The organism is Corynebacterium falsenii, assembly GCF_020099275.1.
Lineage (GTDB): Bacteria > Actinomycetota > Actinomycetes > Mycobacteriales > Mycobacteriaceae > Corynebacterium > Corynebacterium falsenii.
In genome coordinates this window covers 2,497,467-2,513,267 of the sequence record NZ_CP083646.1, presented here as the reverse complement: position 1 = coordinate 2,513,267, position 15,801 = coordinate 2,497,467, and the positions used below count along the sequence as shown (strand labels likewise).

The 15,801-nt window shown below is 63.8% G+C and carries 16 protein-coding genes; 14 read left to right on the top strand and 2 right to left on the bottom strand.

Going from position 1 to position 15,801, the window contains the following annotated elements:
* The first annotated feature begins 6 nt into the window (after positions 1-6).
* The 5 genes from LA343_RS10840 to LA343_RS10820 all read left to right on the top strand — a co-directional run bounded on the left by LA343_RS10840 (position 7) and on the right by LA343_RS10820 (position 4,527).
* Positions 7-1,149: a TIGR03364 family FAD-dependent oxidoreductase gene (locus LA343_RS10840; protein WP_025403353.1), complete on the top strand. Its 1,143-nt coding sequence runs from the start codon at positions 7-9 to the stop codon at positions 1,147-1,149.
* A 45-nt stretch (positions 1,150-1,194) separates the two neighbouring features.
* Positions 1,195-2,115 carry a phosphate/phosphite/phosphonate ABC transporter substrate-binding protein gene (locus LA343_RS10835; protein WP_025403352.1) on the top strand — a complete coding sequence of 307 codons (921 nt, stop codon included), beginning with the start codon at positions 1,195-1,197 and terminating at the stop codon, positions 2,113-2,115.
* A 38-nt stretch (positions 2,116-2,153) separates the two neighbouring features.
* Positions 2,154-2,888, top strand: coding sequence for a phosphonate ABC transporter ATP-binding protein (locus tag LA343_RS10830; RefSeq protein WP_052337678.1), 735 nt, complete (start codon positions 2,154-2,156; stop codon positions 2,886-2,888).
* Between the two features lie 12 nt (positions 2,889-2,900).
* Entirely contained in the window at positions 2,901-3,956 is a 1,056-nt protein-coding gene (gene phnE / locus LA343_RS10825; RefSeq protein WP_025403350.1) for a phosphonate ABC transporter, permease protein PhnE, read from the top strand.
* A gap of 280 nt (positions 3,957-4,236) precedes the next feature.
* Positions 4,237-4,527: a WhiB family transcriptional regulator gene (locus LA343_RS10820; RefSeq protein ID WP_310648493.1), complete on the top strand. Its 291-nt coding sequence runs from the start codon at positions 4,237-4,239 to the stop codon at positions 4,525-4,527.
* Here the strand turns inward: LA343_RS10820 and LA343_RS10815 are convergent, their stop codons facing one another.
* Positions 4,528-4,992, bottom strand: coding sequence for a metallopeptidase family protein (locus tag LA343_RS10815; RefSeq protein WP_025403348.1), 465 nt, complete (start codon positions 4,990-4,992; stop codon positions 4,528-4,530).
* 87 nt (positions 4,993-5,079) lie between these two features.
* On the opposite strand from LA343_RS10815, the gene LA343_RS10810 reads away from it, so the two are divergent.
* The 3 genes from LA343_RS10810 to manA are packed head-to-tail and all read left to right on the top strand — an operon-like array spanning position 5,080 to position 8,140.
* Positions 5,080-5,517: a DUF3499 family protein gene (locus LA343_RS10810; protein WP_025403347.1), complete on the top strand. Its 438-nt coding sequence runs from the start codon at positions 5,080-5,082 to the stop codon at positions 5,515-5,517.
* A gap of 40 nt (positions 5,518-5,557) precedes the next feature.
* Positions 5,558-6,934: a phosphomannomutase/phosphoglucomutase gene (locus LA343_RS10805; RefSeq protein ID WP_025403346.1), complete on the top strand. Its 1,377-nt coding sequence runs from the start codon at positions 5,558-5,560 to the stop codon at positions 6,932-6,934.
* A 21-nt stretch (positions 6,935-6,955) separates the two neighbouring features.
* Positions 6,956-8,140 (top strand): mannose-6-phosphate isomerase, class I, encoded by a 1,185-nt coding sequence (manA, locus tag LA343_RS10800; RefSeq protein WP_025403345.1) that lies wholly within the window; start codon positions 6,956-6,958, stop codon positions 8,138-8,140.
* Here the strand turns inward: manA and LA343_RS10795 are convergent.
* Positions 8,121-8,789 carry a hypothetical protein gene (locus tag LA343_RS10795; protein WP_025403344.1) on the bottom strand — a complete coding sequence of 223 codons (669 nt, stop codon included), beginning with the start codon at positions 8,787-8,789 and terminating at the stop codon, positions 8,121-8,123. The genes manA and LA343_RS10795 overlap by 20 nt on opposite strands.
* A 401-nt stretch (positions 8,790-9,190) precedes the next feature.
* Here LA343_RS10795 and LA343_RS10790 point away from each other — a divergent pair, with 401 nt between their 5' ends.
* The 6 genes from LA343_RS10790 (at position 9,191) to lpqB (ending at position 15,800) form a co-directional block, all read left to right on the top strand.
* A complete protein-coding gene (locus tag LA343_RS10790; protein WP_224208403.1) occupies positions 9,191-9,439 on the top strand; it encodes a hypothetical protein in 249 nt (82 codons plus the stop codon).
* A gap of 67 nt (positions 9,440-9,506) precedes the next feature.
* Positions 9,507-10,994, top strand: a complete 1,488-nt coding sequence (gene ahcY / locus LA343_RS10785) for an adenosylhomocysteinase (RefSeq protein ID WP_025403343.1) — start codon at positions 9,507-9,509, stop codon at positions 10,992-10,994.
* Positions 10,994-11,644, top strand: a complete 651-nt coding sequence (locus LA343_RS10780; protein ID WP_025403342.1) for a dTMP kinase — start codon at positions 10,994-10,996, stop codon at positions 11,642-11,644. Before ahcY ends, LA343_RS10780 begins: the two co-directional genes overlap by 1 nt.
* Before the next feature lie 5 nt (positions 11,645-11,649).
* Entirely contained in the window at positions 11,650-12,324 is a 675-nt protein-coding gene (gene mtrA, locus LA343_RS10775) for an MtrAB system response regulator MtrA (RefSeq protein ID WP_025403341.1), read from the top strand.
* A 132-nt stretch (positions 12,325-12,456) separates the two neighbouring features.
* Positions 12,457-14,070, top strand: a complete 1,614-nt coding sequence (gene mtrB, locus LA343_RS10770) for an MtrAB system histidine kinase MtrB (protein WP_081737436.1) — start codon at positions 12,457-12,459, stop codon at positions 14,068-14,070.
* Positions 14,067-15,800, top strand: a complete 1,734-nt coding sequence (lpqB, locus tag LA343_RS10765) for an MtrAB system accessory lipoprotein LpqB (RefSeq protein ID WP_025403339.1) — start codon at positions 14,067-14,069, stop codon at positions 15,798-15,800. The genes mtrB and lpqB overlap by 4 nt, the downstream gene beginning before the upstream one ends.
* Position 15,801: the final 1 nt, after the last annotated feature.

Below are 15,801 nucleotides of genomic sequence, written 5' to 3'. Positions count from 1 at the left end.
GGAAACATGAGCACAGCTTCAACCCCAGACCTTATCGTTGTCGGTTCCGGAATCATCGGCCTTGCCACGGCGTGGAGAGCATGGCATCGCGGCATGTCCGTACAAGTCATTGACGCGGCGGCGCGGCCGACCGGTGCATCCATCCAAAACTTCGGCCACGCGTGCTTCACGGCACAGGCCGATGCCATCCAGACGGTGGCCAGCCTATCCCGGCAGGGGTGGGTGGACGCCGCTGCTGAGGTGGGACTGTGGGCGGCGACCCCGGGAACGATCCTTCCCGCCACCACGGAGATCGAACTCGAGGTGCTTCGCGAGTTCGCGTCGCACCGTGGGGAGCGCGAGGTCCTTCTGCTCAACGCCGAGGACACGTGTGCTCGGTTGGGAGTGTCCGGCATGTCGTCCGGCATCATCGGCGGAGCTCATCTTCCCCGAGACATGCGGGTCAATCCCCGTGAAGCCGCACCCGCGTTGGCGGAATGGCTTGCCTCCCACGGAGTGACGTTCACCTGGAACACCAGCGTGTTCTCGGTGTCCGATGGCTGTGTTCATACCTCACGCGGCGAGTTTCGCGCCGCCGAGGTGGTGGTCTGCCCAGGCCACCACCTGTCCACGATCTTCCCCGACCTGGCCAACGACCAAGGCGTACGAACGTGCGTCCTCACGATGGCCAGCATCGACCGACCCGACCACATTTCCGCTGATCTGGCAATGCTGACCGGCACGTCCATGGCACGTTATGACGGCCTCGCAGCCATGCCCTCTGCCACTGCGCTCCGCGCGGAGTTGGCTGACCGGGAGCCCGAACTCGTGGACTGCGTGGCCAACCTCATGGTCACTGGTATGCCGGATCCCCGAGGGGGGCTTTTCATCGGGGATTCGCATTCGTACAGCGACAGCCCAGAGCCTTTCATCGAGGAATCCACGGCATCCCTGCTTCTCGATCGGGCCAGCCGACTTCTCGGCATCGACCGGCCCGTCGTTCGCCAACGCTGGCAAGGCAGGTACGCCGACAGCTCGTCCACCAACCTTGTCCTCCACCGACCCGATGACCGCACCACGGTAGCCGTGGTGACCTCCGGCATCGGCATGACCCTGTCCTTCGGAATCGCATCGTTGATCATCAATCACGACGATGCGCCGACCTTCTAACTACCCCGTTGCACCGCACTACGAGAGATCGAGAGAACCATTGTCGTGAAACACCACGTCACCCGTGCTCGTCGTACCCTACTAGCCCTGACCACCGTCCTGTCCCTCGGCGTCACAGCCTGTGCGCCCGGCGGAGAATCCGCTGATAGTGACACCTGTCCCTACGGCAAAATCGCCTTCGGAGTGGAACCCTTCGAAGACCCCACCGCACTGGAACCCGCCTATCGAACCATCGCTGACGATCTGAGCCAGAGCCTCGAGTGCAAAGTCGAGGTCCAAATCGTCGAAGACTATGCCGCCGAGGTGCTCGCCATGCGCAACGGCTCGCTCATCCTCGGGCAATTCGGCCCCCTGGGATATGTCTTCGCGAGCTCCGAGGCTCACGCAGAACCTGTGGTGTCCTTCGGCAACGCCGACGGAAAACTCTCAACCTACACCGCCGGAATCTGGGTCAAAAAAGACAGCGGGATCACTAACCTCACCGAATTGCGCGGGAAGCAACTCGCGCTGGGTGGGGTGGGGTCTACCTCTGGCGACGCCCTACCTCGCATGGCCGTGAAGAATGCCGGTTTGAGCGACAGCGATCTCACCATGGACTACGCGGGAGGCCACCCCGAAGCCCTCCTTGCGCTCACCAATGGCGCCGTCGACGCGGCAGAGATCAACTCTCAAACGCTCGCCACCGCTCAGGCTGACGGCCGCTTCAACCCCAACGACTACCGACAGATTTGGGAGTCTGCTCCCATCCCCAACGACCCCATCACCGTGGCCGGCGATGCCAACCCGGAGCTGAAAAAGCGCATCCGGAAGGCACTGCTGAGTCTGAAACCAGAGACAGTCAAGGCTGTGGCCAGCTACCTCGACGTAGACCCGCCCGGCCCCATGGTCCCCGTCACCAAGAAGGACTACCAGCAATTGTTCGAGCTCCGGGACAGCCTGGGCCTAACCACCGAGGACGTGCAGTAATGAACACCACCCAAGATACTCACTCACAGGCAAGAAACGTGTCGTCAACAAAGAACGAACCATTCACGACCGAGGAGCTCGTCAGCGTCAGCGGACTGGCCAAGGCTTTCGGCTCCCACCGGGTGCTACACGACATCAACCTCGACGCGCACCGCGGTGAGATGGTAGCTCTGCTGGGCGCGAACGGATGCGGAAAATCGACCGCGCTGTGCATCGTGGCGGGATTGGAGACCGCCGATCAGGGAGAGATCGCTGTTCCCGGGTTCACTGGAACGGCCATGATCTTCCAAAAGATTCATCTGGTTCCCCGCCGGAGTGCGCTCGACAATGTCTGCGCCGGCGGCCTTGCCCACATCCCCCGATGGCGTTCCTACACACCGCTGACTTTCCCCAAGCTTCTGCGCGAAGAGGCAATGGGTTGCCTGCGCCGCGTTGGCCTGGCAGATCGCGCCCACGAGCGGTGTGGATCGCTATCTGGAGGGCAGCAACAGCGAGTCGCGGTGGCCCGAGCCCTGTGTCAGCAGGCCCAGGTGATCCTGGCGGATGAACCCACCTCTGCTCTCGACCCGACTGCCGCGCACCAGGTCATGGAATTGCTCCGAGACATCTGCAAGACGGCGGGCGTGGCCTGCATCTCCGTGGTGCACCAGCCAGAGCTGGCCCTCGAATACTGCGACACCATCATCGGAGTGCGACAAGGACGGATCGCCTTCGACCGCCCCGCCGCTCAATGTACGCATGAGCTCATCAACACCCTCTACGCACTGGATTAAGGAGTTTCACCCATGAGCCCAAAGACTGCCCAACGAATCCCCTCGGAACCCCTTGTCTATCGAGTTCCCGTCCCCAAGCAGAATCGCGCCCGGCGCTACCTTATCTGGGGTGTTGCCCTCACGCTTCTCGTCATCGTTCACCTCATCGCGGTGTACAGCACCGAGTTCTACGTGGAGAAACTGGCCGCAGACTGGTCCAACATGGTGCACTTCTTCTCCGAGGCCTTTCCACCCGACCTTCGATGGTCCGAGGTTGTGAAGCCAGGTCTCAACGGACTTCTCACGACGCTGTGGATCGGCTTGCTGGGCACCACGCTATCCGTTCCCCTCGCCTTTCTCCTCGCTCTCGGCGCCGCCGAAACCGTGAGCCCTCATCGCGGGGTCTACCAGATCTGCCGAGCCATCTTGTCCTTTTTCCGAGCCGTTCCAGACATTGTCTTCGCCTTGATCTTTGTCACCGCCGTGGGGCTTGGACCATTTGCAGGCGTGATGGCCCTCATCTTGCACAACACCGGCGTCATGGGAAAGTTGTGGGCAGAGGCGCTGGAAGAAGTCGACAACGGACCGCAGATCGCCCTGAAGACATCCGGGGCGAATAGGCTGCAGCAGGTGGCACATGCCACCTTGCCTATGACGCTGCCGCAATTGACCGGATTGCTGCTGTACCGCTTCGATGTCAACGTCCGAAGCTCACTCGTCCTGGGTCTGGTGGGCGCCGGTGGCATCGGCCTGCTCATCAACCGCGCGATCAAGACCTTTCAATTCGATCAGATGATGACCTACATCATCATGGTGCTCATCCTGGTCATCGCGGTGGATCAGTTCAGCGCCTGGCTCCGACGCCGCCTCCAGCGCCCCCTTTGCTCATTGGCCCTCGAGGTGTCTCGATACACCTCGGGGGTCTCTGTGTCACTTCGACGCCCCGGTTCGGAGGGCGGCAAAAAAATTCTCCGAAATTCACAACATCTTGCGGTCGTTCAAGCCAGAGTTGACAATAACGCCCACATATTGTGGTCGGACGCAGGGAAAAGTGGATATGTCGTGGTCAAACAAATTTTGCTTCCGTAAATACGTTCAGTCTCGCGTGGCGCATGTGACTGAGTGATACTCGTGTGACGCAAAGGATTTGCGCAAAGTTTGACGCGGTGTAATTACCAGTGTGTAATCTTGCTATAGCGAAAAAACGAGAACGGTCAAGCACCGCACCCGCCGCGTCGCTACACACCATCACTCACAATCCAATTTCTGCGGAAACGAATCGAAGGAGGCCTCAGTGGACGAGTCAGTTGATACTGCGTACCAGGGTCTGTCTACGCGCGGTTCCGCTGCCCCGGCGCGGGAAGGAAATGTGGACAACAACGCACGTCGCACGAACCTCTTCGATCTGACCCAAGACTTCGATCTCCTCTTCGACGCAGTCGAGCAGGATTGGCAGGAGCAGGCCCTCTGTGCGCAGACCGACCCCGAGGCATTCTTCCCAGAAAAGGGAGGCTCCACCCGGGAGGCAAAGCGCATCTGCCAGGCCTGCCAGGTGCGTGATGAATGCCTCGAGTTCGCGCTCGAGCACGATGAGCGCTTCGGCATCTGGGGCGGACTCTCCGAGCGTGAGCGCCGTCGCCTGAAGAAGCGACTCGGCTAATCATTCCTCCCACGTGAACGTGGGATCTATGGTCTCGGGTGTGACGTTGAGATAGACCGCGACGAGCCGCGTGAGGATATACGTCAGCATCTCCGACAACTCCGACCTGTTATCCACCCGGGACTCGATCGGTCGGCGAAAAATGATAATCCTCGGCCGGGTTGGGAGACCATCGGCGTCGACGCCAGCGGGCACCAATCGACCCAGTGGAACCTGGCCAGCAGCCACCACGTCATCGGGCCACTGCCGGTAGCCTGTGTTCAGGCGCATTCGCGGCACCACATCCACCGCCACGTCAACGGCGGCGAGCTCATCCGCGTAACGCTCGGCGATCGGTTCAAAGGCCTCGATCACGGCGTCATCGAACTTCTGCGAGCGGGTCTTATACCGCGGCACATCGGGGAGGAAAATCCCGCGCAGGCCGCGACCACGCGGATCTTGCCTCATGCGCGCCTTGTATCCCATAGGGGCTAAGTGTAGCCCCCGAACCAGGCCACGCGCGGCTTCGACATACCGGCCCGCGACGGTGCACCATCGAGTAAAGTATTCCGCGTGACTTTCCACCGACCCTGTTCCCGGCCCGGGTGCCATAACCCCGCCGTCGCCACGCTGACGTACGATTACGCCCAGCAAATCGCGACCGTGGGGCCACTGCACATCCACGCGGATCCCCACCGCTGGGACCTGTGCGCCGAGCATGCACGCCGCACCACGGTGCCCGTGGGATGGACGCTCGAGGTCAACGACAACCCCGACACGGTGGATGCAGCCGATGCCGACGATGACGACCTCATGGCACTCGCAAAAGCGGTGCAGGAGGCGGCAGAAGCGGCAGAGGTGGTGGAACCGGAACCAACGCCATCGCGCATCGTGCGCAGGGTGGACGTGCCGGCACCGACCGGGCGGCACCCGTCCCGCCGAAACCTGCCCACCAAAGGGCCCCGCCGGCATCTGCGCGCCGTGAGAGACACCGGCCCCGCGGGCAACTAAGATCTATAGAAATTACCCAAAATAAGGAGTTCCCAAACACATGCCAACGTATGCCAGCGAAGACGTAGCCGCGGCGATCAAGGCCTATGACGTTCGTGGAGTCGTTGGTGAGGAGCCTGGGCAGATCAGCCCCGACTTCGTCCGCGACGTCGGAGCCAGCTTCGGCCGCCTCATGCGTGAGGAATGCGCCGAGAAGGTCGTGGTGGGCCACGACATGCGCGATAGCTCCCCGACACTGGCCGCAGCCTTCATCGAGGGCGTCAACAGTCAGGGCTTGGACACTATCCGCCTCGGCCTGACCAGCACCGACGAGCTGTACTACGCCTCCGGCGCCCTGGACTGCCCCGGAGCCATGTTCACCGCCTCCCACAACCCGGCGAAATACAACGGCATCAAGATGTGCCGCGCCGGAGCGCGCCCCGTGGGCCAGGAAACCGGGCTTAACCGCATCTCCGAGGAACTCGTCACCGGCGTGCCGGACTACGACGGCGAGCCTGGCACCAACACCGACAAGGATGTGCTGCAGGACTACGCGGACTACCTCAACTCGCTGGTCCCGCTCGACATTCGCCCCCTGTCCGTGGCCGTGGATGCAGGCAATGGCATGGGCGGGCTCACCGTCCCCGCGGTGTTCGAGAAGGCCCCGCTGACGGTTCACCCGCTCTACTTCGAACTCGACGGAAACTTCCCCAACCACGAAGCCAACCCGCTGGACCCGAAAAACCTCGTGGACCTGCAAAAGTTCACCGTGGACAAGGGCGCGGATCTGGGCATCGCCTTTGACGGAGACGCCGACCGCTGCTTCATCGTCGATGAGAAGGGCGAGGCCGTCTCTCCCTCGACGATCTGCGCCATGATCGCCGAGCAGTACCTCACCACCAACCCCGGCGCCACGATCATCCACAACCTCATCACGTCGAAGTCCGTGCCTGAGCTCGTAACCAAGCTCGGCGGCACCCCGGTGCGCACCCGCGTGGGCCACTCCTTCATCAAGGCTCAGATGGCCGAGCACCACGCCACGTTCGGCGGCGAGCACTCCGCGCACTACTACTTCGCTGATTTTTTTAATGCGGATTCCGGCATGCTGGCCGCCCTCCACGTCCTCAACACCCTGGGCAGCCAGGACCAGCCGCTCAGCGAGCTGAAGAAGAAGTACGAGCTCTACCAGGCCTCCGGCGAGATCAACTCCGAGGTTGCCGACCAGGCCGGCCGCACCGAGGCCGTGGTGGAGCACTTCGCCGACCGCACCGCGTCCGTCGACCGCCTCGACGGCGTGACCATCGAGCTCACCGACGGGGCGTGGCTCAACGTGCGCGCCTCCAACACCGAGCCCCTGCTGCGTCTCAACGTGGAGGCCAAGACAGCCGACGAGGTGCAAGCGATCGTGGATGAGGCGCTGGCCATCATCCGGGCGTAACCGGGAAGGACGGCGATTGTTGTGCAACCCATCGCAGGTAGCATCCGCAACTACGCTTGGGGATCCCGCACTGCTCTAGCGCAGATGCGCGGTCTCGAGGCTCCCTCCGAGCATCCGGAAGCCGAAATGTGGTTCGGCGCGCATCCTGGTAGCCCCAGTGCGTTGGTGTCAGCGGGGGAGGCTGGTGGCGTCGATACGCTCGAAGACCTCATCGATGCCGATCCTGAGGCGCAGGTCGGACAGGCTGAGGGGCGCTTGCCCTTCCTACTCAAACTGCTGGCCGCGGCCCAGCCCCTGAGCATCCAGGTGCACCCCACGAAGCTGCAGGCAGAGGAGGGTTTCGCGCGCGAGAACGCCGCGGGGATCCCCGTGGACGCGTTCGAGCGCAATTATCGCGACGACAACCACAAACCCGAACTCCTCGTGGCCCTCACCCCGTTCGAGGCGCTGGCCGGGCTACGACCGGTGGCGCAGACACAGGCGCTGTGCACCGCCCTCGACGTGCCGGAGTTACGCCCGTACCTGGGCCTGCTCGGCAGCGGCGACGATAGTGGCGACCTCCGATCGCTGCTCACCACGCTCATCACGTTGCCCTCCTCGGTGCTGGGGCCGTTGCTCGACGCCCTCACGCGGCGCTGCGCCGCAGTCCGCGCGGGTGCATCGCTGGGGGAGCAATGGATGGATGACGTCGCTGCGATGATCTGTGAACTCGCGGATCAGCACCCCGGCGACAGTGGCCTGCTGTGCGCGCTGCTGCTCAACTACGTGGTGCTGGAGCCGGGCGAGGCGATGTTCCTCGATGCCGGTCAGCTCCACGCCTACGTCAAGGGCGTGGGTGTCGAGGTGATGGCGAACTCGGATAACGTGCTGCGCGGCGGGCTGACGACCAAGCACATGGACGTGCCGGAGCTCATGCGCATCGTGCGGTGTGCGCCGCTGGAGGATCCCACGTTTGAGCCTGATGAGCAGGGCGTATACCGAACGGCGGCTGACGAGTTTCAGCTGCAGAAGCTCAGCTCGGAGACCGTGACCGAATCCCAGGTGGCCGGGCCGGCGATCATCCTCGGCGTGTCCGGAGACACCGAGGTGGCACAGGATGGAGAAAAGGCCACCCTGCACGCCACTGAGGCTGTGTGGGTGGCCGCTGCCGAAGCCTCGGCGACGGTGCGTACCGGGGGCGTGGCCTTTATCGCGCGGGTTGGTTAGGCGCGTCGGTGGTGGTGTCCGTCGGAGCCTGCTGAGCCTCGGCTCGCCAGCGTGGGGGGATGATGTCCAGCAGGGGGTGATCAGCGGCCGTAGTGGTCTGCGCGGACTGATCGCTGGAGCCCATTCCGCCCAAGTTGTGTCCAGGATTCGGGACGTTCTCGGGGAGAGCTGGTACCTGGGTGGGCACCTGAGTGGGGAGAGGCGGGATGAAGTTGGGGGAGGTGGGCTTCGCCGTGGTCGGCCCGGTCTGACCGGTCGGCCCGGTCGTGTCGGTGCCGTTCGGGTCGATGGCATCGGCCACGAGGGTGGCGGTGGGCTGAGCCAGCCCGGTTTCCGTTCCGCCCCACGAGTTCGGGGGCAAGTAGGGATCGGCACCCAAGGGTGCCACGTTGTTCTTGGTGGACTCGTCGGTCGGACGGGTGCGGGAAACGCTCGGCTGGCGGGAGGGTGACGTGGAGGGGGTGTCCTTGGCGGAGCTGGTGGTCGGTGAGGACTCGGCGAGATCGTCGTCCGTGACGGACACGTTGCTGCTGGACGCCGAACCTTTGCTGGTGGCTTGCCACGTCCACACGCCGATGATGCCCGCGAGGATGAGTCCGATGACGGCAAATCCAACGACGAACCGCTTGGCGTGCCCTTGGTCGCTCATGGCGTTGCCTCCTGCCTGGCAGTGTTGTGTGGTGAACCCGTGGTGACGGTGTCCCCCGCGTCCATACGAGTTGAGGTGAAAGCCGGATGTGGTGACCGCGGCCTTATCGAACCAAATATAACAATTCAGTTACATATCTGGCTGTACTATAACAGTTCGTTACTCTCTTAGCTAGCCCACGCGCTATGGGGTGTCCCACACGTACGTAGGGCGTCACGTGGGGATACAGTCGAAGTGAGGAAGTACGACACAACTGCTGCGGGCGAAAAGGAGAAGACCGTGAGCACGTGGGACGAAAAGATTTTCAACGACGAGGACAATCAAGAATTCCTCGACGAATTGATCGACCTTGACCACCGCGAAATCGAAGAGGCCCTGGAAGCGCGATCAACATCGCCCTGTTGCACGCCGATCAGGGAAGCTCCGATTATCGGGTGGGGTTGTGCGCGGCTACGGTGGCGGCGATTTGGGCCGGGGCGCCGTTCAGCTCCGCCAACACTGCGGATGAGCACGAGTTCATTCGGCGCTACATCGGCTCGCTGGAGCCGAAGCTGCAGGAGCTGTCCTTGCAGCTACTCGACCGCGAGCTGGAACGCGGCGGCAGCGATGCTCCGGAGGGACTGGAGACGTGCGTGGAGGCCCTCAGCTAGGGTGACTGTCCGGTCGAGCGGTTAGACTATTGACAACCGCTTACGACTAAGGAGACTTAAGATCCCCATGGCTGAATTGACCGTCGATCGTTCCGGAGACCTGGAATACAAGGTGCGCGACCTGTCCCTAGCAGAGTCCGGCCGGCACCAAATCCGCTTGGCCGAGCACGAAATGCCTGGTCTGATGGAGCTTCGCCGGGAATACGCCGATGAGCAACCGCTCGCCGGAGCACGCATCGCCGGTGCCATTCACATGACGGTGCAGACCGCCGTGCTCATCGAGACCCTTACCGCTCTGGGGGCCGAGGTCCGCTGGGCGTCCTGCAACATCTTCTCCACTCAGGACGAGGCCGCCGCGGCGGTCGTCGTGGGCTCCGGCACCCCGAACGCACCCGCGGGCGTGCCCGTGTTCGCCTGGAAGGGCGAGTCGCTGCCGGAGTACTGGTGGTGCATCAACCAGATCTTCGCCTGGGGTACCGATGAATCCGGTTCTCCCATCGACGCGAACATGATCTTGGACGACGGCGGCGATGCCACCATGGCCGTCATCAAGGGCGCGGAATTCGAAAAGGCCGGCCTCGTTCCCGAGCCTACCGCCGAGGATTCCGATGAGTATCAGGCCTTCCTCGGCATGCTCTCTCAGGTATTCGACGCCGACAGCTCCCGCTGGTCCAGGGCATCCGAGACCGTCAAGGGCGTGACCGAGGAGACCACCACGGGTGTGCACCGCCTGTACCACTTCGCCGAGCAGGGCGCGCTGCCCTTCCCCGCGATGAACGTCAACGACGCGGTGACGAAGTCCAAGTTCGATAACCGCTACGGCACCCGCCACTCCCTGCTTGACGGCATCAACCGCGCCACGGACATGCTCGCCGGCGGCAAGAACGTGCTGGTGTGCGGCTACGGCGACGTGGGCAAGGGCTGTGCCGAGGCGCTGGCGGGCCAGGGAGCCCGCGTGAAGGTCACCGAGGTGGATCCCATCAACGCGCTGCAGGCGCTCATGGATGGATTCCCCGTGGTCACGGTGGATGATGCCATCGCTGAGGCGGACATCGTCATCACCGCTACCGGCAACCTGGGCATCATCACCTTCGAGCAGATGCAGAAGATGAAGGACCACGCCGTGCTCGGCAACATCGGCCACTTCGACAACGAGATCGATATGGCCAGCCTGCTGCACCGCGATGATGTCACCCGCGTGACTATCAAGCCCCAGGTGGACGAGTTCACCTTCCCCAACGCGGACGGCGAACCGGTGAGCATCATCGTCTTGTCCGAGGGTCGCCTGCTCAACCTCGGCAACGCCACCGGCCACCCCTCGTTCGTGATGTCCAACAGCTTCGCGGATCAGACCATCGCGCAGATCGAGCTGTTCACGAAGGGCGATCGCTACGAGAACATGGTGTACCGCCTGCCCAAGAAGCTCGATGAGAAGGTGGCGAAGATCCACGTGGAGGCCCTGGGTGGTCGGTTGACGACCCTCACCAAGGAACAGGCCGAGTACATCGGCGTGGATGTGGAAGGCCCCTACAAGCCGGAGCACTACCGCTACTAATGATTATCGCATTCGAAGGAGTAGACGGGGCGGGCAAGAACACGCTGGTCAGCGCCGTGGAGCAGGAACTGATCGCCCGCGAGGTGGCCGTGGCGCGGGCGGGATTCCCACGCTACGAGGAATCCGTGCACGCCCAGCTCGCCAGCGCGGCGCTGCATCGCAATATGGGCGATCTCATCGATTCGACCTACGGCATGGCCACCCTGTTCGCGCTCGATCGCGCGGAGGTGGGCGAGCAGCTCCAAGAGCTCTCGGACGACGGTTACGTGGTGCTGCTTGACCGCTTCACCGCGTCCAACGCCGCCTACTCCGCGGCGCGCGAGCCGGACACGAGCGAGCAGGTTATTCAGTGGGTCGCCGACCTTGAGTTCGACTCGCTGGGTATCCCGGTTCCGGATCTCCACATCCTCGTGGACGTTGCTGCGGACGTCGCGGCCGAGCGGGCCGAGCAGCGCGAGGCCGAGGATGCGTCCCGCGCGCGCGATGCCTACGAGACCGACAATGGGCTTCAGCAGCGCACCGTGGAGGCGTACCGCCAGTTGGCGCACGCGCAGTGGTACAGCCCTTGGGAGGTCGTGGACTCGACCGATGACAATGTCTCCGCCCGCGCGGAGGCTATCGCAAACTTGATCACCGATATGAGACGATAAGAACCATGGCAGCGAAAATCCTGGTGGTCGATGATGACCCCGCAATCTCCGAAATGCTCACCATCGTCCTGCAGGGCGAGGGCTTCGACACCGTGGTAGTCGGCGACGGCCAGGAGGCTGTGGTGGCTGCCCGGGAACACAATCCCGACCTCATCCTGCTCGACCTCATGTTGCCGAGCATGAACGGCATCGACGTGTGCAAGGCGATCCGCGAAGAATCCACCGTGCCGATCGTCATGCTCACCGCCCGCACGGACACCGTGGACGTGGTGCTCGGCCTCGAATCCGGCGCCGATGACTACGTGCACAAGCCCTTCAAGCCGAAGGAGCTCGTGGCCCGAGTTCGTGCCCGCCTGCGCCGGAGCCCGGAGGAGCGCCCAGAGAACATCGACATTGCCGATCTGAAGATCGACGTTCCCGGCCACCAGGTGCTGCGTGACGGCAAGGAAATCTCGCTGACCCCCATCGAGTTCGAGCTGCTCGTCACCCTGGCCTCCCGCCCCCGACAGGTCTTCTCCCGCGAGGAGCTGCTGGAGCAGGTGTGGGGCTACCGCAAGTCCAACGACACCCGCCTGGTCAACGTTCACGTGCAGCGGCTGCGCGCGAAGATCGAGCACGATCCCGACGACCCTCAGATCATCCTCACCGTCCGTGGCATCGGCTACAAGACGGGGGAGTAGTCAGGGGAATAATCAACCGTGGATTCTGAGAAGGCTCGTTCCGGGCAGGACGAGGCCGTCGCACCGGTGGGGGCGACACTCCAAGAAGGATGGACGATCAAGTCCCTTGCCCAGGACTTGTTCCGGCGCCCGATGGATACCCTCCGGCGCATCGGAAACTCCATCATGTGGCGCTGGAGCACGTCGATCCAGATGCGCGTCATCGGCAGCGTGCTGCTGTCCAGCTCCATCGTCATTCTGCTGCTGGGCTTCGTGCTCATCAGCTTCCTCGGCCAGCAGTTACTGAACTCTAAGTACACCACCGCCACCGAGGAGATCGACCGCGCCCGCATCGCGGTGGAGGAACAGATCAACGCGACCGACTCGTCCAACCCGATCAATGTGCGGCTCACCTCCGCCCGGGCGGTGCTCGTCGACCGCAGCGGTGGAGTGGAGAACTCCAACGCCACCGTGTACGACCCGGTGCTCATCGCCTCGGACGCCAACTCCACCGAGACCGTCGTGCCCAGCAACGCACACATCCCCGACGAGCTGCGCCGTTTCGTGCAGCAGGGCAAGGTGGCTTACCAATACTCCACCTTCACCAACGACCAGGGCCGCTACAAGGCGCTCGTCATCGGAACCCCCGTCGCCGCGGACATCCCCGGGCTGGAGCTCTACCTCATCATGCCCCTGAACTCGGAGGAGGCCACGCTCTCGCTCATGCGCGGCCTGCTGCTGGCCGGCGGCATCGTGCTGCTCGTGCTCCTCGTGGTCATCGCGTGGGTGTTCTCCCAACAGCTCACCGTTCCGGTCCGCACGGCCAGCCGCACCGCCAAGCGGTTTGCGGACGGCCACCTGCGCGAGCGCATGGTCGTCGACGGACGCGACGAAGTCGCCACGCTCGCCATCAGCTTCAACGACATGGCCGAGAAGCTGTCCACCCAGATCCGCAACCTCGAGGAATTCGGTTCACTACAGCGCCAATTCACCTCGGACGTCTCGCACGAGCTGCGCACACCGCTGACCACGGTGCGCATGGCCGCGGACCTCATTCACGACAACGCCGACAACCTCGACCCCATGACCCGCCGCGCCAGCGAGCTCATGAACAGGGAACTCGATCGGTTCGAAACCCTACTCGGCGATCTGCTCGAGATTTCTCGTCACGACGCCGGAGTCGCGAACCTCTCGGCGGAGCGCGTGGACATCCGAGGGGCGGTCCGCTCCAGCCTGGAACAGGTCCGCGCCATCGCCGACGAAGTCGGCACAACCTTCGACATCGACATGCCGGACGAGCCCGTGCCGGTGGAGATCGACTCGCGCCGCGTGGAGCGCATCCTGCGCAACCTCCTCGCCAACGCGGTGGACCACTCCGAAGGCAAGCCGATCAACGTCACCCTCAAGGTCGAAGGGGACGCGGTGGCCATCACGGTCGTCGACCATGGTGTGGGCCTCAAACCCGGCGAATCCGACATGGTGTTCAACCGGTTCTGGCGCTCCGACCCGTCCCGTGAGCGCCGCACCGGCGGCACCGGACTGGGGCTCGCCATCGCCAAGGAGGACGCGATCCTCCACGGCGGTGACCTTGAGGCCACCGGCGAACCCGGAAAGGGAGCCTGCTTCCGCCTCACGCTGCCGCTCGTGGCCGGGCACGAGATCTCTGGATCCCCGCTGCCCCTGACCATCGATGATGGAACCGAGGCTGAGGAGGCTGGTGGCGTCGACGATGAAGGCAACCCCACGAGCGGGAAGGATGAGGGATGAGAATCACATCAACCCGGGCCATGACGATCTCCGCAGTGCTGACGGCAACGAGCCTGTTCGCGGCGTGCACAACCCTGCCCGACAGCTCCAACCCAGAGGCCATCAGCACCTACGCGCCCACGCCGACCCAGGACAACGTGCCGGAGCCGGTGCAAAACCAGCCGTCCGACCTCATGCTGCGAGACTTCTTCGCCGCGAGCGCGCATCCCTCGTCCGACCACCAGGCCGCGAAGAAATTCCTCACCGATAAGACCGCGCAACGGTGGCAGGGGACGGGGTCGGCGATGATCCTCGACCGCATGGACATCGCCAGCGAAGGCGAAGCGAGCCGCGACAAAATCACCTACCGAGTGCGCGGAAACATCATCGGAACGCTCGGCATCGGCGGCGTGTTCAACCCCGAATACACGGCCTTCGAGACGACGTACGAGCTCACAAGGGTCAACGGCGAATGGCGCATCTCCAACCTCCCCGACGCGGTGGTGCTCGACCGGCAAGACTTCATGGGGGCCTACCAGCCGCGTGATATCTACTTCCTCGGCAGCCAGACGAAGGAGCTGGTGCCGGATCGCCGGTGGGTGTACAACCGGCAACAATCCATGGCGGCTTCGCTGGTGTCGCTGCTCGTCGCAGGCCCCAACCCACGCCTGGCTGGGGCGATCACGCGCACCCTGCCGAAGGACGCGACCGCGCAGGTCGAGCAGGGCGAATCGGGTGGCTACAATGTGGAATTCTCCGGGCTCAAAGACCTCAACGCGCAGCAGCGCCAGGAGCTTGCCGCCCAGGTCATCTGGACACTCGTGGGCGCGGATATCCGCGGCCCCTACGGGCTGTTTGCCGACGGCGCACCCCTGAGCGACCAGGACGCGGGGAAGTGGCGCGTCCAGGACGTCAGCCAGTTCAACCCCACCGCCGAGGCCGATGTGCCGCTGCGCATGCTCGCCAGCGGCGTGCTCTATGAAGAGGACAACGGGCAGTCGCGGCGGATGAGCGGGTGGATCAACAACCAGTACCTGGAGTCCGTCGCCGTGAGCCCGCAGGAAAACATCTTTGCGGCCGTGGTGGGCCGTGGCGAGGAGAAGCGGACGCTGGAAGTCGGCGGGGCCAACGACCAACCGCAACGGGTCGTGGAAGCCGACGCGCTCACGCGGCCGAGCTGGAGCAGCGACGCCACCGCGCTGTACACCGTCGCCGACGGCAAACGTGTGATCAGGCTCAACCGCACGCCCAACACTGGGGAAGTGACCGCGCAGGCGGTCGATACCAGTGCAGTCGACAACCTGCAGGCGGATGATCAACGCATCAGCGTGTTCCGCGTCTCCCACGACGGGGCGCGCGCCGTCATGCTCATCCAGGGCAAGATCTACGTCTCGGTCATCAGCCGAAACTCCAAGGGCGACGTGTCGCTGGGCAAGCCCGAGCAGGTCGGTCACCAGCTGGGCGATACCGCCGTGAGTGCGGACTGGACTGCGGATGGCACCATCCTCGTCGGCACGCGCGCCAACGATGCGCCCATCTGGTCGGTGGCACTCGACGGATCGGTCTCCAACCAGCTCTCCGGGCGCAACCTCAGCGCCCCCGTGGTGGCGGTGGCCAGCAATGGCCGAGTCATTTACGCCACCGATGCCAGGGCGTTGATGCAGTTCAACTACGACAGCCAATCGGCGCGCTTCTGGCGCGAAGTGCCGTCGATGCAGGGACAACGCGCGATGCCGGTGCTCGGTTACTGAT